Here is a 19,979-nt window from a genome sequence, read left to right as displayed (position 1 = left end):
CCCCGGCCGGGGATGCAAGCGGGTCGCGGCCCCGGTAGAGGGCCGGCTCCGGGAACACGGCCTCCGGGGAGACCGGTCTGGCCGGCGCGGTCCTGGTCATGCGCAGACCGTACGTGGCCGGGAGGACAACCTGAACAGAGCAGGGTCCGTGAATAAGGCCAGCGGGCTTTTCGAGTGCGAGTGCGTAGGGGAGAGGAGAGCGCGGGGGAGGGCTACCCAGGGTGATCGTGGTCGGTCATCGGGGCACCAGGCGGCCCCGTTGGATGACGTGGCGTACCCGGGCGACGGCGGCGATGTCTTGGAACGGGTCGCCTTCGAGGGCGACCAGGTCGGCGGTGGCTCCGGGGGCGATGGTGCCCAGGTCGGGTCGGCCGAGGAGTTCGGCCGCGACGCTCGTGGCTGCCCGCAGGGCCCGCAGGGCGGAGTAGCCGTGGTCCATCAGGGTGGGAAACTCCCGCCAGTTGTCGGCATGGGGGAACATCCCGGCGTCGGTTCCGAACGCCGTTTTCACATCGGTCCGGGCGGGCCGCACGAGTCCCTCGCGCAGCGCCTCGGCGTGCTCGCGGTACTTCTCGCGGGCGAAGGCCGCGGAGCCGTCCCAGAAGGCGTCGTCGTCGAGGCGGTCGAGGAAGTGGGTCTGGACGTACTGGGTGGGCACCAGGTACGTACCCGCCTCTTCCATGGCCCGGTAGGTGGGCAGGGTGGCGAAGCAGCCGTGTTCCACGCTGCGCACCCCGGCGGTGACGGCGCGCAGGACGGCCCGGTCGGTGAAGACGTGGGCCGCACAGGGCAGGCCGAGGTCATTGGCGGTGGCGACGATGGTGTGCACCTCGACGCGCGAGTAGGAGGTGCTGGTGGGGCTGTCCACCGGTGAGGTGAATCCGCCGCCGCCCGCGAACTTGATCCAGTCTGCTCCCGCGCGGGCCTGTTCGCGTACCGCGCGGCGCAGCTCCTCGACGCCTTCGGCCAGGGTGCCGATCTGATGCCCGTACCGCTGGGCGAGATGGGGCCTCTTGTCGGCATGGCCGCCGCGCGGGGACAGTATGTTGGGGGCCGCGAAGATGCGTGGTCCTTCGATCAGGCCGTCCTCGACCGCGTTGCGCAGCGACACGTTGAGAGGCAGGTGGGCACTGCCGAGGTCCCGGACGCTGGTGAATCCGTTGCGCAGCAGCGTGCGCAGGACGGGCACGGCGGTGAGCGTCTGGTACGCGGCGGGTCCGGTCTCCGCTTCCTCGTCGAGCAGGTGGACGTGGCAGTCGATGAGTCCGGGCAGCAACGTGCAGCCGGGCATGTCGAGGACGTCCGCGTCCGGAGCCGGGGCGAGGTCGTGCGCGACGGCCGCGACACGGCCGTCGCGCACGAGGACGTACAGGCCTTCGACGGGGGTGTCCCCGACCGCGTCCCATACGCGGTCGGGTCGCAGCAGGACTTCTCGGCTGGCGGGTGCGGGCACGGGTACCTCCGGAGCGGCGGACACGGTTCGACGAGTGCGGAGGGTGGCGTCGGCGCCCTTCAGGAGCTGGGGAGCGGCGTGTAGCGGGGGTCGCTCCAGACGTCACCGGGGCCGGGATTGCCGGGCTCGGGGGCGGCGCCGAGTTGTCGCAGAACTCCCCAGGCTGCATTGAGGCCCGAGGCGAGGGCGTGGTCGAGCCAGCCGGGTGACCAGGAGGTGTCGTCACCGGCCAGGTAGAGGGCGTTCGGTGGTTCGCCCTCTACGGCGGGGGCTCCGGTGAAATCCTTGAGGAAGTGGGCGAAAAGGTCCCGCTGGTACGGGTAGTCGCCCGGGCAGGACCAGCGGCACAGGCCGCGGAAGTTCTTCTCGTTCTCCCACGAGACCGTCACCGCCTCGCCCAGGCGCACCTGGGCGCGAAGTTCCTCCGCTATCGCCGGGTGGATGTCCGCGAGGTCGCGGACGAAGAGGGCGACCCTCTCCTCCAGGTCGGAGGGGGACACCTTGAGGGCGTCCTGGGCCCAGCTGAAGCTGAGGTCGAGCACACCCCGGCGGCCCCCGGGGCCGCGCGCGGGCCCGTAATCCATGGTGTAGGCGGCGCGTGGCAGCCGGTCGGTGAGGGTCACTCCGTCCATGGTCGTCGTCTCCCAGAACGGTCGTTCGACCACGAGGGCGGTCTTGGCGGACTGCCAGTAGGAGAGGCGTCGGATGGCCCTCCACAACCGGGGACCGAACACGGGCACGCGGGGAGTGGTGGAACGCACCTCGACCCCGGTCTCCAGGAGACGCAGTTGCGGGGTGAACACCACGGCCGCGAACCGCTCGTCCCTCCCGTCCTCATCGTGCACCACCACACCGCGTGCCGCGTCCGGATCGACCTCCAGGAGACGCACGGCGGGCCGGAGGACCCCCTCGTTGACCGCCTCCAGGCTGCACGGCCGTCCGCGGGGGTCGTTGACGGGCCAGGTCCAGAAGCCCTCGGCGAGCCGGCTGATGCCGTCGGGCGCGTACAGCGTGTCGCTTCCCTCGGTGCACAGCAGCAGCCGCAGGATCTCGATCACGCTGATCTCGAAGAAGGAGTCCCACACGGCGGGCCCCACCCCCGCGGTGCCCAGGAGCCGTGCCTGGTCGTGGCTCAACCCCGCGCCCCCGGATTCGCGCAGGAAGCGGTAGAAGGACCAGGATTCGAATCGTTCGAGCACCTGGTTCCAGCGCCGTCGCACCGCGGTGAGGTCACGCGCGGCCAGGTCCCGCCGGATCTGCGGGAGGCCGACCCGGGCGAGGGCGCGCTGCCAGCGCACGTGCGCCTCGCGGAAGCCGTCGTGCCGGTGGTACAGGTCCTCGATCTTCTCGGCAGCGTACTGGGCGCCGTCCACGTCCAGCACGGTCAGCGGTGTGACGGGGGCGGCGTAGTTGTCGCGGAACGGTTCCAGTCGGACGCCGAACGTCCGGGCGTACTGGCGCAGCAGCGAGGCGGAGTCGGGGAAGCGCATGCAGCCCAGCTCGACCACGGCGCTGTCCTCCTCTCGAAGGCGGCGGCTGTACATGCGTCCACCCAGACGCCGGCCGCCCGGCCCGTCAGGGCTCCGCTCGGCCTCGTACAGGACAGGGCGGCAGCCGGCCCGCAGCAGTTCGTAGGCGGCGGCCAGCCCGCTGCCGCCGGCGCCGACGACGGCGACGCGCGCCCCGCGGGCCGCCTCGGGGAGCCGTCCCATGCGTCGGCTGCCGCCGACGTGCGCGGTGTAGTCGAAGGGGAAGTCGACCTGGAGGTCGGTGGCGGGTGGGGGAGTGGTCGGGCTCATCGCTGGCTCCAGGGTGGGAGGGCGGGCAGTTGCCAGGTGTGCACCGGAGTGGCCCCTGCGGCGAGCCTCGCGTAGTGGACCGTAAGCTCTGCCAGTTCGGCGACGTCCCGCCGGCGTTCGGACTGCCGGGTGTCCGATGGTCCCGGCCGGCGCAGCGCTTCTCGTGTCCGCTGTTGCCACCAGGCCCCCGTACGGCCCGTCACGACCCGATGGTGCATCAGGTCCAGCAGGGCGTCGGCCTCCTCGGCGTCCACGGAGAGGAGGGCCAGTCCCTCCCGGGCCCGTGGCAGCAACTCCTCGATGAGGGCGGCGGCCCCGTGCTCCCGTGGGGCGGCGCCAGGCGAGGGCCACCACAGGGAACTGCCCAGGCCCTCACGCGCGGCGCGGTAGAAGTTCTCCTTGGCGTAGGCGAAGGGAAGGTCCGCCGCCACGTCGCGTCCGTCGGCCGTCAGGAAGAGGGTGAGACCTATCAGGAAGGCGGCGTTCGCGGCCATGTCCAGCGGGGTCGGCCCGGACGGAAGCGCCCTGAACTCGATCCGCAGGTGGCCGAGCGGGTCGTATACCGGCCGGTTCCACCACCACACCGTGCTCAGGTGCAGTCGGAGTTCCTCCAGTGCGGGCCAGCAGCCGGGCGCGTCGTGGTTGCCGGAAGAGCTCTCCGGCAGCAGGACGTCGTAGCGCTGTACCGCCTCCTCGAACGCCGTGAGAGGACCACCCCGCATCCATCCGCGGCCGAATCCGACCCGGGGGCGACGGATGCCGGAGCCGGGCGCGACGCGGTCGCCGAAGCCGTGTTCGTACACCGGGATGCGGGCCTCCTGCCATCCGGGGCGGCCGAGAGGGAGAGGGGAGTTTCCCGCGGCTGCCAGAACCGGTCCGGTGGCGAGTTGAGCGGCGTTGAAAGCGCGGTGGAAGAGGTCCGGGGCGACCGTCAGGTGCACCTGCCAGGAGCACGCCGCACCTTGGACGGCCACGGACTCCGCCCTGAGCGCGTCCCGTTCGCCCAGCGGCAGGACGAAGGGCGAAGGACGCCGGCGCGCCCACGCCCGCTCCAGCGCCTGGTAGCGGGGGAGATGAGTCAGAGCCCGCGCGGTCAGATCGGCCGGTGTGAGCGTAGGCAGGGTTCCGATCGGGATCGCGACGACGGCGCGGGGGTGCGAGGCCGGGGCAGCGATGTCCGCCAGGGTCTGTGACGCCTGCGCGGCAAGGGCAGTGAAGGGGCGCCCGCGCGCGGAAACCGGGGTCAGGTTCGCCTCCAGGTTGAAACGGGCCACTTCCAAGGTGAGCCGGTCGTCCTGGGAGGCTTCCCGGACGGCCGCGTTCACTGGCGCCGGACGGCCGTCCGGCTCGATGAGGGAGAATTCGAGTTCTGCTCCCAACGTGGGCGGCCCCGTCCCGAAATCGGAGTCCGTGATCACTTTCCCCAGCGCGGAAAGGCACTCCGTCAGGCGGGACCGGAACAACATGTGGTCCCGCTCCGTGAACCTCACCCGACCGACCTCGCGGCCCATGTCACTCCCCTGCACGGCCGTGCCCTTGTCCTCCGAAAGCGGTCGCGGTGCCGGTGCGCTCAGCCGGCCGTGGCCACCGCGCGCCACCACTCACGCAGTGCCGGCTCCATCCGCACCGCGCTGCGGGTGATCCACGCGTCGGGTTCGTGGTGCGCCCTGCCGTACTCGATGACCTCCAGAACACCGTCCGCGACCTCCGGCGGGTTGTCCCGATAGGCTTCCACGTACGCCACCACGGCCTGAGGCACTTGTTCCGTCTCGGCGAGGACGTCGGCGAGGACCGCGCAGGAGTTGCACCACAGGGCGAAGTCGGTGCGGGCCAGAAGAGCCGCCTCCCCCGCTCCGGCGTGCAGGGCGACCCAGGATATGAATTCGGTGAACCGCCGCACCGCTTCCAGCCGGGGCTCCCGGCGCATGCGGTCGACCGACATGCCGAGGGCGGGTGCGAGGTCGGTCACCATGCGTTGGCGTGCCTGCATCAGCTCGCGCGTGACGAAGGAGAAGAACCCGCCGGGGACCTCGTGCGGGAACCGGGAAGTCAGCAGGCCGTAGGCAGTGAACTCGGCTTCCTGTGACTGGAACTCGGCCAGTGCGAAACTGCGCAGATGTTCTTCTTCGATCATCCCTTCCCGGGCCAGTGAAAGGAACTCGTTGGCGCTGAGGTGTTCGGGAATGTTTATCCCGACTCGGTCGATAAACTCGGTGCCAGGCAAGAGCAAGCCCTCCTTGAAGGAAGATCGTGGACGGCGGCAAGAGGAGTGCGCCAAAAGCGGAAGGGCCGACGTGGCGGACGGGCCGCGTGCTCGACGCAGCTCTCGCGGCACGTGCCGGCACGGCCCATGATTGCCCTCCAGGACGGACCTAGCAAGCGGATCGGGTTCTCCACCGTGGATCTGCTTATCGTCTGGCTGCTCGCATCCCGGGCGGCCGGCTCGACGGTGCGTCTGAACTGCGTAAACTGCCTGCCCTTGCCCGATGGCGAAAGGAAAGGGAAATGATAAATGTCCGAATATTGTTCCATGTGGATCTCACATGAGAAACTTCCGTACCGTGTTGAACCTCCCCCTCGTCCGTCGTCATCCCGCAGGACCGATTTACGACAAAGCGCGCGCCGAGAACTTCGCGGATGCTTCGGGCATCACTATTTTCAGGACGTTCTTCCGGGCGCCGGATTCTCTGGTCGACATTATCGGTCGTTCGTACAGTGCAGCGACGTGGTTCCGTCCGCCGAGCCCGGGGCGGCGAGCCGCGGTCGGTAGGGATCGCTTCGGTCGGACGGCGCAGGGAAGGGGACTGCTCGGCACAGTGGTCGTGGGGAGCGAGACGGCCCGCGAAACCTGAAGTCCTCCCGTGGGCTCCAGAACCGGCCCTGCCTTGTCGGGACTCTCGCCTGCCTGCGGTGACCCGGCGGGCCGGCCCTCCAGGCGCCGCAGCACCAAGCCCCCTCTCCCCGTCCGGTAGCCGTTGCTCTGCTTCGCCGCTTTCGGCGTGCCGAGGGCTCCCCGACGACAGCGCCTACACCACCGCGCCCCTGGTCGGTATCGTCGCCGTGGCGATCGCGACGCTGACAAGCCCCGCTCTCGCCCGCCGACGCTCGTCCGAGACCACCCCGTACGTCAGATGCACCCATCCCGACACTGGAGGTTCCGTGCCCAAGGGCTACTGGGTCAGCGCCTACCGCACCATTTCAGACCCTGAGAAGCTGGCTGCCTACAGCAGGCTGGCCGGTCCGGCCGTCCAGGCCGGGGGCGGACGGTTCCTCGCCCGTGGAGGTCGGGTCGTCGCACACGACGCCGGTATCGCCGAGCGCACCGTGCTGATCGAGTTCGACAGCTTCGAGCAGGCCGTCGCGGCGCACGGGAGTGCGGCCTACCAGGAGGCGTTGGCCGCCCTCTCCGACGGCGTCGAGCGCGACTTCCGCATCGTCGAAGGCATCGACTGACCAGGTCCAGTCGGATCTTCACCGAAGTCAGGCTGGTGAGACGTCCTGCGCACGCGGTGACGGCCCGGGCCTTCCATCCGACCCCAGGTCCGCCGGCGCGGATCCGCGCGGTCCGTTCCTCTGAGGCGGCGGCACGGCCTGACCTACGCCCGCCGTCGCGGGACCGGTCTCCCCGGGGCGGCGCCGGCCGGGTGGCCCACGGGGCGGCAACGGCTCGTACCGGTGGCCGGGACGATGCGTTAGCCGAAGCCCTGGCCACCGGGAGCTTCAGCCCGACTCCGATTCGGCCGGGGAGGGCGATGGCGCGCTGTACGGCTCGGTCGTGGGGGTGTCGTCGGCCCGGATGTGCTGCCCGTCGGGGGTGACGGTCATGCCGAAGTCCCAGAGCGACGGGCTCCCGCCGGAGCTCTCGTCCCTCCGAGATCTCGGCCAAGAGCTGGCGGGGCCGCCTTCGTACGGTTCAGGGAGGCGCAGGCCGGGCAGCGGGTGGCGCCATGGTCGCGGCAGAGCATGCCGGTGTACTCCCGGTCCGGCCGCTTGCGGGAGCCGTGCTCCCACCGGCACGGTATCGGGTCGGACATACCGCGCGGCAGCAGTCCGTCCGCGATGGAGACGGCAGGTGTGTCGGTGCTTGCGTCGGAGCGGGACCCGCACCGGCCCGCCCCACCACGGGGGTACGAGCCCGGAGGCATCGGGGCCCGTCAGCCGCGCCGGCCGCCGGCGTCGTCGAGGGCGGCGATCGCGCGCATTTCCTCGGGGCGGAGCCGCTCGTTCGGACAGGGCATAGGCCGGGGAGCCGGCGGCTCGCCTGCTACGTCACCGTCCGGCTTCGGAAGGCGCGGCTGCCGACTGGGGCGAGGTCTCCCGCGCCGGCGCCGTCTTGTCGAGACGTAGTGCGGTGAACAGGGCGCCGCAGGCCAGCAGGGCGGTACCGATGACCAGGGTCCAGAGGTATCCCCGGTCGAACGCGGTTGTCGCCGCGTCGAGCAGGGCGCGGGCAGGCGCGGCGGGGAGGGCCTGGGCGAGCGCGCGGGCCTGGTCCATGCTGGAGGCGGCGCCCGGGGGTGCTGCCGGGGGAAGGTCGATGGTGGCGGTGTAGAGGGAACCCAGGACGCTGCCGAAGACGGCCATGCCGAACAGGGTGCCCATCTTGTAGGCGACCTCGTTGATGGACGCGGCCATGCCTGCGCGGTGGGCCGGGGCGCTGCTCATGATGGTGGCGGACGCGGCGGTCATGGTGAGTCCCATGCCGGCTCCGAGGACGAGCAGGCCGGGTACGACCCAGGCGTGTCCGGCGGTCGCGGGAAGGAGCGGCAGCACGCCGGGACTGGTGGCGAGGACGAGCAGGGTGCCTGCGGCGCTGACGATCAGACCGCTCATGATCATGCGGCGGATGCCGTGCCGGTGCGCGAGCGCCCCTCCCATGAGACCCGTCGGCAGGCAGCCCACGGCGAGGGCCGCTACGACGAGTCCGGTCCCCAGCGGGGTCTGGCCGTCGACGAGCTGGAGCCTTTGTGACAGGACGAGTTGAGCGCCGGTGGTGGCGAACAGTGCCAGGGCGGCGGCGACGAATCCCACTTGGAGTCGGGGAGCGCGCAGCAGGGCAAGGTCGAGCAGGGGATGTTCCTGGTCTCGCTGACGACGCACGAAGAGCAGGGTGACGACGAGTGCGAGGGCAGCGGCCACGGCGATGTGCAGGAGGTTCCCGCCGGGGCGGACGCTCTCCTTCAGGGCGTAGACGAGACCCACGAGTCCGGTCATGGCCATGAGGGAAGCTACGAGGTCCCAGGGTGTGTCACGGCGTGCAGAGGTCTTGGGCGCCAGGATCCCTCCTGCGACGAGGGCCACAACCACCACCGGTACGTTGATGAGGAAGACGGAACCCCACCAGAAGTGCTCCAGCAGTACACCGCCGAGGATCGGACCCAGAGCCATGCCCAGTACGGAGGTGGTCGCCCAGATGCCGATGGCGATGCTGCGTTCGCGAGCGTCCTCGAAGGCGACGCGGATCAGGGACAGCGTGGCCGGCATCAGGGTGGCGGCGCCGACACCCAGCAGTGCGCGGGCGGCGATCAGCGCTGTGGGCGAGGAGGAGAAGGCGGCAGCGAGCGACGCGAGGCCGAACACCACGAGTCCCCAGAGGAACATCCGCCGGTAGCCGATCTTGTCGCCGAGCGTTCCGGCGCCCAAGAGGAGGCCGGCCATGACCAGGGGGTAGGCGTTGATGATCCACAGCATCTCGGAGGGGTCCGCGCCGAGATCGCCGGTCAGGACGGGCAGTGCGGTGTAGAGGATCGTGTTGTCCACCACGATCATGACGAGGCCCAGGGACACCGTCGCCAGCAGCCACCAACGGCGTGGACTGCTCATATTCGGATTCCTCTCGTACGCCCGGCTCGCGCGGGCGGCGCGAGCCGGGGGAGTCGGTCGGTGTACGCCCGGCTCATCAGCCGGACGGTCATGCGTGCACGAGCGCTTCACGACGGAACGGAAAGCGCCGGATGCGTTCCGCAGCAGCACGGGGATGCCGTCGGCGGCCGAGCTGCACGGGAAGGTCGATGTCATAGGGTGCGTGGGATCACGCCATCATTACTTCACCTTCTAGAAGGCAAAGTAATGATGGCGTGGAAAACTGGCGCGGGAAACCGCTCGGTGTGCGGATCAAGGTGCGAGGTCGCGGCGGGCGGGAGGTGTTCCACCCTGCGGTCATCGGTGCGAGCCGGTGGCCGAGGGCCCCTTTGAACACGAGGGCAACGTGGAGCCGAGGGCGGGCTGGAAAGGCCTCTTGGCGATGGGGGAGCCCTCTTGGAGAGGCCCGGTCCGGCCGGACCTCGTGAAGGCGGCGCCGGGCACCGGTCCGTTCGGCCGGCACGCCTTTCCCGGCTCGCGTCGGCGTACATACGCGAACGATGCTCCGCATCCCGCGCGGTCATCCGCCGGCGGGAGCCCCACGAAAGCGGCGGGAGCGTGGGCGCGCCACGGCCTGGCATCGGCCTGACCCGTGCGGAGGCAGTCTTCGTCCGGCTCGGCTGGCCGCGATCGCGGCCAGCCGAGCCGGACTGCCCTCGCACAGGTGGTCCACAGGACTCGCCGGCAGTGTTCGGTCTCAGGAACGCGTGGCTGCGTCCTGCGGCGGGTTGACGGCCTGTTCCCATTCGTTGTTCGGGATCTTCGAGCGCAGGTACTCCAGCGAATCCTCGATCAGCCGCCGGGCGCGGCCCAGATCCGCGCCGATGAGAGTGCCGCGGTGCTTGAGGACGCGTCCGTCGACCATCACGGTGTCGACGTCCCCGCGTCCGGCCTGGAAGACGACCTGTCCCACCGGGTTGATGGTGGGGGTCATGGCCGGGGTGTCGGTGCGCAGCATCACGAGGTCCGCGTGCTTGCCCGGGGTGATGGAGCCGATGAGGCGGTCCAGGCCGAGGGCTCGTGCGCCGCCCATGGTGGCGTACTCCAGCACGTCCTGGGCGCGCAGTTGGTTGCTGGCCACCGTTCTGCCGGCCTCATGTGCGCGCAGGTGGGCCAGTCCCCGGTCGGCGTTGAGGGTGGCGCGCATCATGGAGAACATGTCGCCGCTCCACCACGCCACCGTGTCCAGGGACAGCGAGACCGGGATGCCGAACTCGCGCGCCTTCGCGGTGGGCGGGTACCCCTGCCCGGCGTTGAGTTCGCTCTCCGCCGAGATGGACAGCTGGGCTCCGCTGTCGGCGATGATCCGGTAGGCGTCGTCGGTCAACGCCCCGCCGTGGACCAGGGTGTACGACGGTGACAGTGAGCCGGTCTCGGCGAGGAACTTGATCTGCGCGTCCTCCGCGAACTGGAAGACGCCGGCGTGGGTGGTGACCGGCAGGTCGCGGTCGCGGGCGAACTTCAGGGCCTCGCGGGCATGGCCCATGGAACCGTTGACGTCCAGCGCCAGTTGCATGGTGACGAGTTGGTCCGGGCGGCCGCTGAAGCGCTTCTTGAGCATGCGGTCGATGCGCCCGTCGAGCACCCAGCCGAGGTCGGGGGAGAAGCCGTTGCCGTAGGCGAAGCGGGCGCGCCCGGGTACGGCGACCAGCGCGTCCACGGCGGCGTCGGCGTGCTCCGGAGTGAGCATCGCGTAGGACCAGTCCGTGACGGTGGTGACGCCGTCGTTGACGGCGTCGACCACGCCCATGTAGTTGGCCGCGTAGATGTCCTCCGGCCGCATGAGGGGTCCCCACTTCTGGACCATCCACTGGAAGTAGTTGCCCAGGGTCCAGTCCGCTCCCACGCCGCGCAGTGCCGTTTCGGACAGGTGGCGGTGTGTGTCGACGAAGCCGGGGAGCAGCAGGGCTCCCGCTGCGTCGATGACGGTGGCGTGCGGCGGCGCGGGCAGCCGCTTGCCGACGGACTCGATGGTGGTGCCGCGGACCAGGACATCGGTGTCGGTCAGCACGCCGCGGCGCGGATCCATGGTGATCACGGTCGCCCGACGGAAGAGGACGGGACGGTCGGCCGGGAAGGCGCGCGGTCCGGTCGTCGGCTCCGCCGCCGTCGGCGTGGATCCGGACGTGGCCGAAGCGGGGGACGCGACCGCGGCTACGCCGACTGCCGCTGCTCCGACTGCGGCGGCGCTGACCATCACGCTTCGGCGGCTGGCTCCAGGACTCGATTCGGTCGTTGCTGCTGACCTGGTCATGGATTCTCTCCTTACAAGCACTTCTGGTGTTCGAGATCGATGGGACATTCGGAACCGGGGCCCGCGATTCATGAGGAGGGCGGGTCCGGCTGGCTGGTGGGGGTCATCGCCCGGGTGTCGGAGCGCAGCATCACGAGGCCCCCGCGCTTGCTCGGGGCGATGTCGCTTGGTCGGGGTCGGGGTCGGGGTCGGGCGCGGGAATCGTGTGGTTGTTCCGGAAGAGGTTCTTCGGATCGTGGGTGCGCTTCATGTTCTGCAGGAAGGCGAAGTCCTGCTCGCTGTAGGCGGCCCGGAGCCGGTGCGGATCGGCGCCGGCCCCGAGGAAGTTGAGTGCCGCACCGCGTGTGACCGGTGCCAGCGCTGCCAGGGCGCGGTCGTAGAGGTCCGCGACCTTGTCGCGTGTGACGTCCGCGTCGACGAGGGTGACGAGGGAGAGGAGGAATTCGGCGTTACGGTCCGCTACGGCGATGGCGCGAGACGGGTCTGTGGCGGCAGCACCGAGGTGTCGGATCTCGATCGCGGTCGGCCAGCCGGTGGATGGGGCCGCCATCGTGAGGAGGGTGTCGACGGTCGCCTCGTCCAGGCGTTCCAGCAGCGCGGTGTCGGCGTGGGCGGCCAGGAGGACAGGCGGGTCGTTGTGGACGGTGGCGCTCTGCGTGAAGGGCATGTCGCGCAGGTCTTCGAGGAGCAGGGGCCCGGCCTGCCGCAGCGGCTCCACCAGGGTTCGCCCGTCGTCGGCGGTGCCGGTGTAGGCGATGCGCACATGCAGTACGTCGCGGCCACGCAGGGCCGGCGGCACGTCGGGGGCGTCGGGGAAGGAGATCAGCGCCGCGGAGGAGTTCATCTCGGGTGGCTGGTCACGGGTCCAGCGGCTCCATGCGTTCAGGACCCGACCGGCCGCTTCGCCGTCGAAGAAGAATCCGCCGCCGAACAGACGCGTGACGGGGACGAGCTCGATCTCCAGGCGGGCGACAACCCCGAAGTTGTCCCGCCCTCCGAAGAGGGCGCGGAACAGGTCCGGGTCGCTCTCCGGAGTGACGGTGCGCAGAGTGCCGTCGGCCGTCACCAGGTCGAGGGACCGGACCGAATCGGCAGCCCATCCGTAAGTCCGGGTGAGCAGGCTCAGCCCGCCGGCCAGGGTGTAGCCCACGACACCGACACCGGGCGAGGACCCGCTCAGAGGCGCCAGGCCGTGTTCCGCGGCCAAGGGGATGAGCTGTCCGAACCGGGTGCCCGCCCCGACCGTCGCCGTCTGCCGCTCGGAGTCGATCTCGACATGTGACATGCGGCGGGTGGACAGCAGGACACCGCCCCGGGCCGGCCTCGCGAGACCGTGCCCCGTCGCCTGAACGGCGATCGGCATGTCGCGTTCCGCGGCGAACCGCACTGCCTCTTGGATGTCTTCGGCCGTCTCGGCGCAGACGATCACATCCGGCTCGTGCCGGAAAGCCGGATCCGCGCCGCCCCGCTCGAAGTCGAAGCCCTCGCTTCCCGGCAGCAGCACCCTCCCGCTGAGGCGCTCGGCAAAGCGGTCGAAGTCTCCTCGAGTCATGGTTCCTCCAGGTTGTACGGGGTGTTCCGGCTGCTGTGGACGGGCGGGAGACTGTGTTCACCCCTCTATTACTTCACCATCCAGAAGGTAAAGCGTGAAGGTCGTGCCGCCATCGCCGCAGGCTAGTTACTTTACCATCCGGATGGCAAAGTAACTAACTCGGGCGACTGTCCGGCCCACACTTCGGAAGGAGGCAGGAAGTGCATCCCGCCCGACGGGTGCGCGGTCGAAGGGTGACGCGCCGATGGCCCCGGTGGGGGTGGCCGCTGCGGCCGCCCCCACCGATGATCGCCAGGACGCATCCGATGCTGGGTGGGTGCGGGTGGTGCGGCATGCCGTGATGACTGTCGGGCCGGGCGGCCGGCGGCGCTCGATTCGAAGGGGGCTGCCCAGCGTGAGCTGGTGGGAGGGCGGCGGGCGCCCACTCGATGCTTACCTTCTGGATGGTAAAGTAATCATGGTGAGCGCGCCATTTGCCTCTGCTCGCGGGATATCCGCGCACCCTGGCGTCGTAGCTGTTCGAGGTCCATGTCGACGGAGGCGAAGGAGGAGAAGAGGCTGGTGATCTCCGCGTCGCCCCCCTTGCTTCCGAGCACCCCGGACCAGCCAGCCCAGAGGAGATCCATGCGCCCCAGTGCGAGAACCCGCATCCTGGAAGCGGCCGTCCGCGTCACCGAGCGCGATGGCATCACCGCCCTGACCCTCCAGTCCGCTGCCGAAGAGGCCGGCGTGACCAAACCGGGCCTGATGTACCACTTTCCCACCAGGCAGGCTCTCGTGGTGGCGATCCAGGAGTACTTGACCGCACGCTGGGAGGCGCTCCTCGCGGACCGGCTCGGCAAGCCGTTGGACGAGGCGACGGACCAGGAGAAGGTCGCCGCCTATGTACTGGTCGGCACACGCCTCACGGCGAGTCGAGCCGAACTCGCCTTCATGGTCGAGCACGATCCCAAGGTCGAAGCCGTGTGGAACAACCTGCTCGACCGAAGGGTGCCCACTCCCGACACGGCCGACCCCCACGACATCGACCTGCTGCTCGCCCGCATGGCCGCCGACGGCCTCTGGATGCTGCAGGGCACGACACACACCAGGCTCACCCCTGCCGTCCGCGAAGCGCTCGTCGCCCGCATCATCGCCCTCACCCAGCGGCCGGAGGGCACCGGCTGACCGGCGGCCATCCGGGCTGCGCGTCGACCTCAAGGCCCATCGAGCCGCAGGCCATCACCCGAGCCGGCACGTCATGAACAGACCGTGCCGCCGGCGACCGCGCCCGGGGAGCGGACGCCCGCCACCCCGCGTGGCTACCGAGGGCCTCCCGCTCCGTTGCGGTGGCGGCGGAACGCGACGCGAGCCGTGCGGGCCCCGAGCGCCCCCACCCGCCTGGCGCCCCGGTCGCGCCGCCGGCCCGCGCCGGAGGGCGTCCCGGAGCGATGACGATTCCACCTTGCCGCCCAGCGATGCGGGCAGCCCGTCGACGGGCGCCCGCGGGTGATGCCCGGACGCGCCCGGCAGGGCGAGCCGGCCAGGGCGCGGGCGGGTCGTATGCGGCGGCCCCGGACGAACGTCCGTTGGGGGCCGCTCGTCCGCTCGTACTGCGGTACGTCCTCTCAAGGCCTCGGCTCCGGGGCAGCCGCTCCGGGATCCCCGGCGGGTGGTGCCGGTCCGCCCCGCAGTCCTCGTCGCCGTGCTCTGCCCGTGAATCCCGGCACCGGGACGTCCACGCGTGACGGTGAGGATCGGCCCCACTCCTGAGGACCTCGGAGGATCGGCCGTGCCCGATGGCCTGCCCGAAAGGCCGGGGCGAGGCCGGGGCGACGCTCCTCGGTGTTGCCCGGATGGCTCGGCGGCCCTCGCGCCGGGGTGCGTCGCCGGCCGGGCCGTCCGCTCGGGAAAGGGCTTCTCCAACCCTTGGAACTTTACCGTCTGGAAGGTAAAGTAACTGGCGCATGGGCCTCTCTCCGACACTCATCACGGAGACGGCAGGCCCCTCGCCGGACCGACGTGGGCTTCAGCCTCCCGGGCCATCACAGCCCAGACGCTGGATCGCCCCCGGTCCGCTCCGTGTGAACGTGCCCCGCGGCGGCCCGGTGGGCTCTTTGCCCCGGTGGCCCCCGCCGAGTCGAAAGAAACAAGAGCTGAGAACAATGACCGCGTCCCCTCGCCTCGTCCCGCCTGTGTGGCTGGCCAACAGCATCCGCCCGAACAGGGGCCCCCTCCCGTGGCCGGCCATGGGGCGGGCAGCCCTCGCGCTGTCCCTCCCCGTGGTGGCCGGGATCGCGGCAGGCCGCCCCGAATACGGGGCACTCGCGTCGATGGGCGCGCTGGCGGGTGTCATCGGCGACACCGCCGGTGCCTACCGGATGCGACTGCTCAACATCGCCGTACCCCAGTTGTTCGGGGCCGTCGGCGTCACTCTGGGAGCCCTCGCCTACGGCCAGGGCTGGGCCGCAGTGAGCGTCCTCGCGTCCATCGCGCTCGTCTCCGGCATGATCTCCTCGGTCGGAGCGCTGGCGTCGGTGTCCGGACTGATGCTGCTCCTCAACGCCGTCGTCGGCGCGGGACTGCCCATGCCCGACCCGTGGTGGACGGCTCCCCTGCTCCTCACGCTCGGCGGACTGCTCATCCTCCTGTTGACCCTTCTGGGCTGGCCCTTCCGGCGCCATGCGCCCGACCGGGCAGCCGTCGCCGCCGCCTACCGCAGCGTCGCCGAACTGTATGCCGTCGTCGGCACCCGTGACACCGCCGTCTACGACGCCCGGCGGCACGCGGTCACGCAGTCCGTCGACAGCGCCTACGAAGTGCTGCTCGCGCACCGGGCACACGACCACGGACCTCGCGGCCCCATGGTGCGGCTGCTCGCCCAGCTCAACGCCCTGATCCCGCTCCTGGAATCGGCGGCCGCCGCCCACCACCACGGCCGGACCTCACGCGACCCCGAGGTCGCTGCCGCCGTGAACGGCCTGGCCGACTCCGTCGCCTCGGAGCGGCGCACGCCCCCGGCCCTGGTGCTTCCCGAGCCGCAAGGGCCCGCCGACCGAGCCGTCGACCGGAGCCTGCGCCACGCCTCGGCAGTGATCCACTCTCCGGGCCCCACCCCCCACCAGGACGATGACCTCCTGGGCAACCCGGAGCCGTTGCCCCTGCGGGTACGCCGAGCGACACGCAACATGCTGACTTCGACGACGTCGTGGCGCTACGGGCTCCGGCTTGCCCTGTGCATCGGCCTGGCGCAGTCGTTGGTCTCCGTGTCCTCGGCAGGCCGCTCGTACTGGGTGCCGCTCGCAGTGACTTTCGTCCTGAAGCCCGACTTCGGGTCCGTCTTCTCCAGGGCCGTGCAGCGAGCCGTCGGCACGGCGGTAGGGCTCCTCGCCGCCGCCCTGATCCTCGCGGTGGTGCCGTCCGGCTGGGCCTACGTGCCCGTCCTGATGGGCTTGGGCGCGCTGATCCCGGCGGGTAACGCCATGGGCTTCGCCTTCATGACGGCCTCCGTGTCACCCGTGGTGCTCCTGCAGTCGGACATCATGACCGGGCAGGGCTTCGCACTCATGGGCCCCCAGCTGGCAGACAGCCTCCTCGGCTGCGCGATCGTCCTGGTCGCCGGATACCTCCTGTGGCCGGAGAGCTGGAGCACCCGCGTCGGCGACCGGCTGGCCAGGGCCATCGACGACACCGGAACCTACATCGCACACGCGTTCAGTGGAATCTCCTACGCCGAGCGGGTGCGCTGGCAACGACGGCTCTACCAAGACCTCTCGTCTGTACGATCGGAATTCCAGCGTGCCCTGACCGAGCCTGCGCCCATCGGGTCCCAGGCCGCCGCGTGGTGGCCACTGGTCATCGCGGTCGAACGCATCGTCGGTGCGATCGCAGCCGCCCAGGTCCGCGGCGAACACGGTGCACAGCCGCCTGCGCCCCAGGCCGTCACGGACATCGAACGCCACTTGAGGGAACTGGCCCACACCGTACGGACGGGTGCGGTGCTCGACAACGCCGACGTCGAGCCGATCATCGAGCAGGACGACGTCCTCGCACCACTCCGTCAGGAGCTCCGTGTCGCCCGCACGGTCGTAACGCCCATCGACAAGACATGACCACGGGCAGTTCGCTGGCTGCCTGCGCTCGGCCGAGACCGCCCGAACCTCCGCCGTCCCCGCCAACTGCGTCCGCGGCGGCGGCGGAGGAAGGGAGCGGCCGGCCGCCGAAGAGGTCCGTCGCCAGAGGTTCAATCCTTCCGAACCGTCCTTCGATTCCGAGCCATGACGGGAGTTCATCAATGGACCGGTTGCGTCGAATGAGGAAGGCGGGGTGGCTGCACATGTCGTCGATACGTATCCAGGCCCGGTCCCGGTCAGGCGACCTTTTCGTATCATTCCCCTGCGCCCTGTCGCTGTCAGGCCGTAATGGGCAGGTCTTGGGCGACTGCGTCCGTGCGAACGCAATATGTTTTAGAGGGGCCGACGAGAGCGAGTTCGCTCTCGTGCGCGCGTCGGATATCGCGCGGTGAAGTGAACCGCAAATATCAGCAGAATTATAGGGAAACCCCAGTTCAGCCATCCTCGCATGGCCGAAACATGCAACAAGGTGAGCCCCAGTACCGCTCTTGTGAGGAATGCAGCCCCCCAGGCGGCGGCGATGATCCGGTTAGTTCTGCGAAATTCAGGCGTCTTCCACACTTCTCGGTGTTCGGATTCTTCCGCATACTGTTCGGTAAATGGTACTGCGGCTAGAGAGCCGAACGCAACAGCCGCGAGAACGCCACTGGAGAGCACGGAGGCGTAAGTTTCCAGCCATGTCAGTTCCCGGCGATCGAAGAAGAATGCCAACAAGCCGATTATGCCGAAGAAAAGTATCCCGACCACGTCAAGGAACTTGAATTCTCCATGCCAGAAATCTGAAACGCTAAACAGGGTTGCCACGATGAATGCACTGAACGCAGCAAGCTCCCAGGTGCTGGCGCTGGCGAGTACATCAAAGACTATCCAGGGTGCAATTCCACGCAGAACACCGTAGCCGCGGAGAGCGGGTGGCAGATTTGATCTGTATTCTCCGCGCCTGTTTTGGATGTAACCCATAAAGGCCTCGCGAGACTGTTGCATCTGTCGCCTTCGCCCCGGCGGCATCGACTCCAGGTCCCTCGCCACCTGCCGCGAACGCACACTGACCTCATTCCCAGCCAACGCGTAACGCCACCGAGCACACAAGCCGAATGCCCCGGCCGTAGGCAGCGCGATTGTCGGCGTTCTGGCTGCGCTCTGGGTTCGCGGTATTTCCCACGGTTTTCATCCCGCGGTACCAGCGGATGGTCGTAGGGCTTACGGCGACGCCTCGGAGAGGTGGTTGGTGCGCTTGACGCCGACGATAATCAGTATGATGGGGATCACCCAATTGAGCAGCAGGTGTCCCGGGGGCGGACTGCTGCCGGTGGAGGATTGCAGAGCGCCGGAGATCAGGTGGCAGACCGCCATCACGAAGATGATTCCCGACCACATGAGCGAAGCGCGGCGGTTGACCTGGCGAAATCTCGGCGTTCCCCAGTACTTCTGATCGACGAAGGCATGTGCGTATTGCTCCGTGAAGGGGATGGTGAATGCCGAGATGAACATGACCACGGACAGCAAAAGGACGGATCCGCCTCGTCCGTAGTCTGCCAGCAGGTTCAGGGTGTGATTGCTTCCGTAGAAACCGACGGCCGCCAGAATCGCGAAGGCTATCGCTCCGGTCAGTTCGATGACCTTCACTCCGCTGCCGTTCCGGAGGCCATAGAGGATGAGGGCCACAGAGGCCAGGCAGGCCAGGAGCGCAGCCCACCCCACGGAGTCTGCCCCCAGACGCTCTACGACCAGTGCGAACAGCACCCAGGGAGCCAGTCCGAGTAGAAGACCAGTTGCTTTCATATGACCTCCCGCGCCGTCCCTCACCCCCTAGTCCACTATGCTCGCCGCTCGCTGGCTCTGCACGACAGAAGTGTCCGCCGGGCCGTCGGCCGCGGACTGTCGGCAAGGGTCCGTGCATCCGGACCTTCGTCAGTCGCCCGCGCCGGCCCGGGGAGCAGCACCACTCGTTGTCAATCATTAGCAACCCTGTGTTCGCAACGGGCTGTAATGGCCCCCACTGGAACTGTCTGGAGCAGCCTCACCTATATGCCGTGTAAGCGAACAGATCAAATGGTTTCCAGCGGGCGTGGATTGATGGCTGCGCTCCTGGACAATCGGTCGCAGTAGATACGCACGCCCCCTGTCCGAACTCGCAGCCCGCCGCCCGGCAGAACGCAATTGGACCACCATGCGCATCGCAGGCCACGGCCCCTCTGATTGATGGTTTCAGAATGAGATTCGTTGAGGGCCGTGGCAGTTGAGTGTCGTGTCGGCTGGATCCGGGGTGTGTCCGCTGATCTGATGCCTGATGACCTGTGGGAACCTGTGGCCCGGTTGCTACCGGTACGTCTATTTCGCCGGTACCGGTATCCCGGACGTCGGCCGGTGGACGATCGTGCGGCGTTGAGGGCCATCGCCTACGTGCTGTGCAAGAGCGTGAGCTGGCATGATGTTCCCGTCGAGCAGGTCGGTTGCAGTGGTGTGACGGCCTGGCGGCGTCTTCGGGACTGGACCGAGGCAGGGGTGTGGCCCCGTCTGCACCAGGTCCTCCTGTCGGAACCACGGGCAGCGGAGTTGTTGGACATGGATGACGCGGCGATCGACGCCTCGCACGTCAGAGCCCTCAAAAGGGGGCTCACACCGGACCTTCGCCGGTCGACCGCGCCCGCCCCGGCAGCAAGCACCACCTCATCGTCGACCGCCACGGCACACTTCACGGATCCGGCCTGGGCAAGACCCGCTGGGTCGTCGAGCGAACCTTCGCCTGGCTACACCAGTTCAAACGACTCCGCATCCGATACGAGAGGTGCGCCGACCTCCACCTCGTCTGCACCATCAGTTAGCCGTCCCGCCCGGTGTGCCGGCGCCTCCACCTGGACATACAGCCGGCCCGGTTCCCGCCTCGGATACCGTGTTCCTCTACGGGGTGCCATAACGGATGTGACGCCCCCCACCGGAGGTAGTC

Annotated in this window: 13 protein-coding genes and 1 pseudogene; 4 read left to right on the top strand and 10 right to left on the bottom strand. The window is 69.3% G+C overall.

Going from position 1 to position 19,979, the window contains the following annotated elements:
- Window positions 1-235 precede the first annotated feature (235 nt).
- From CP968_RS01685 to CP968_RS01670, 4 genes are all read right to left on the bottom strand, one after another.
- Window positions 236-1,453 (bottom strand): metal-dependent hydrolase family protein, encoded by a 1,218-nt coding sequence (locus tag CP968_RS01685; RefSeq protein WP_229885779.1) that lies wholly within the window; start codon window positions 1,451-1,453, stop codon window positions 236-238.
- Window positions 1,454-1,512: 59 nt separating this feature from the next.
- The gene (locus CP968_RS01680; protein WP_150516281.1) at window positions 1,513-3,252 is read right to left on the bottom strand and encodes a flavin monoamine oxidase family protein; all 1,740 of its coding nucleotides are present in this window, start codon (window positions 3,250-3,252) and stop codon (window positions 1,513-1,515) included.
- The gene (locus CP968_RS01675; RefSeq protein ID WP_150516280.1) at window positions 3,249-4,631 is read right to left on the bottom strand and encodes a glutamate--cysteine ligase; all 1,383 of its coding nucleotides are present in this window, start codon (window positions 4,629-4,631) and stop codon (window positions 3,249-3,251) included. Before CP968_RS01675 ends, CP968_RS01680 begins: the two co-directional genes overlap by 4 nt.
- 191 nt (window positions 4,632-4,822) lie before the next feature.
- The gene (locus CP968_RS01670) at window positions 4,823-5,476 is read right to left on the bottom strand and encodes a hypothetical protein (protein ID WP_150516279.1); all 654 of its coding nucleotides are present in this window, start codon (window positions 5,474-5,476) and stop codon (window positions 4,823-4,825) included.
- A 935-nt stretch (window positions 5,477-6,411) separates the two neighbouring features.
- On the opposite strand from CP968_RS01670, the gene CP968_RS01665 reads away from it, so the two are divergent.
- The gene (locus CP968_RS01665; protein ID WP_150516278.1) at window positions 6,412-6,705 is read left to right on the top strand and encodes a DUF1330 domain-containing protein; all 294 of its coding nucleotides are present in this window, start codon (window positions 6,412-6,414) and stop codon (window positions 6,703-6,705) included.
- An 816-nt stretch (window positions 6,706-7,521) separates the two neighbouring features.
- On the opposite strand, the gene CP968_RS01660 is transcribed toward CP968_RS01665, so the two are convergent.
- From CP968_RS01660 to CP968_RS33970, 4 genes are all read right to left on the bottom strand, one after another.
- Window positions 7,522-9,075 (bottom strand): MFS transporter, encoded by a 1,554-nt coding sequence (locus CP968_RS01660; protein ID WP_208835968.1) that lies wholly within the window; start codon window positions 9,073-9,075, stop codon window positions 7,522-7,524.
- A 736-nt stretch (window positions 9,076-9,811) separates the two neighbouring features.
- Window positions 9,812-11,311, bottom strand: a complete 1,500-nt coding sequence (locus CP968_RS01655) for an amidohydrolase family protein (protein ID WP_268253229.1) — start codon at window positions 11,309-11,311, stop codon at window positions 9,812-9,814.
- 187 nt (window positions 11,312-11,498) lie between these two features.
- Window positions 11,499-12,920, bottom strand: coding sequence for an FAD-binding oxidoreductase (locus tag CP968_RS01650; RefSeq protein ID WP_150516276.1), 1,422 nt, complete (start codon window positions 12,918-12,920; stop codon window positions 11,499-11,501).
- A gap of 455 nt (window positions 12,921-13,375) precedes the next feature.
- Entirely contained in the window at window positions 13,376-13,546 is a 171-nt protein-coding gene (locus CP968_RS33970) for a hypothetical protein (protein ID WP_167536742.1), read from the bottom strand.
- Here CP968_RS33970 and CP968_RS01645 point away from each other — a divergent pair.
- Together CP968_RS01645 and CP968_RS01640 are read left to right on the top strand one after the other, a co-directional pair.
- Entirely contained in the window at window positions 13,545-14,087 is a 543-nt protein-coding gene (locus tag CP968_RS01645) for a TetR/AcrR family transcriptional regulator (protein WP_150516275.1), read from the top strand. The genes CP968_RS33970 and CP968_RS01645 overlap by 2 nt on opposite strands.
- Before the next feature lie 977 nt (window positions 14,088-15,064).
- The gene (locus tag CP968_RS01640; RefSeq protein WP_150516274.1) at window positions 15,065-17,011 is read left to right on the top strand and encodes an FUSC family protein; all 1,947 of its coding nucleotides are present in this window, start codon (window positions 15,065-15,067) and stop codon (window positions 17,009-17,011) included.
- A 354-nt stretch (window positions 17,012-17,365) separates the two neighbouring features.
- Here CP968_RS01640 and CP968_RS01635 read toward each other — a convergent pair whose 3' ends face one another.
- Both CP968_RS01635 and CP968_RS01630 read right to left on the bottom strand, forming a co-directional pair.
- On the bottom strand, window positions 17,366-18,016 hold the full coding sequence (locus CP968_RS01635; RefSeq protein WP_229885777.1) for a DUF3159 domain-containing protein: 651 nt from the start codon (window positions 18,014-18,016) through the stop codon (window positions 17,366-17,368).
- A gap of 216 nt (window positions 18,017-18,232) precedes the next feature.
- The gene (locus CP968_RS01630; protein ID WP_208835967.1) at window positions 18,233-18,775 is read right to left on the bottom strand and encodes a hypothetical protein; all 543 of its coding nucleotides are present in this window, start codon (window positions 18,773-18,775) and stop codon (window positions 18,233-18,235) included.
- 525 nt (window positions 18,776-19,300) lie between these two features.
- On the opposite strand from CP968_RS01630, the pseudogene CP968_RS01625 reads away from it, so the two are divergent.
- Window positions 19,301-19,857, top strand: a pseudogene (locus tag CP968_RS01625) (transposase).
- Window positions 19,858-19,979: the final 122 nt, after the last annotated feature.

This window comes from Streptomyces subrutilus, assembly GCF_008704535.1.
GTDB classification, from domain to species: Bacteria; Actinomycetota; Actinomycetes; order Streptomycetales; family Streptomycetaceae; genus Streptomyces; species Streptomyces subrutilus.
Note: the sequence above shows the minus strand (reverse complement) of the source record. Positions and strands in the feature narration are given on the sequence as shown.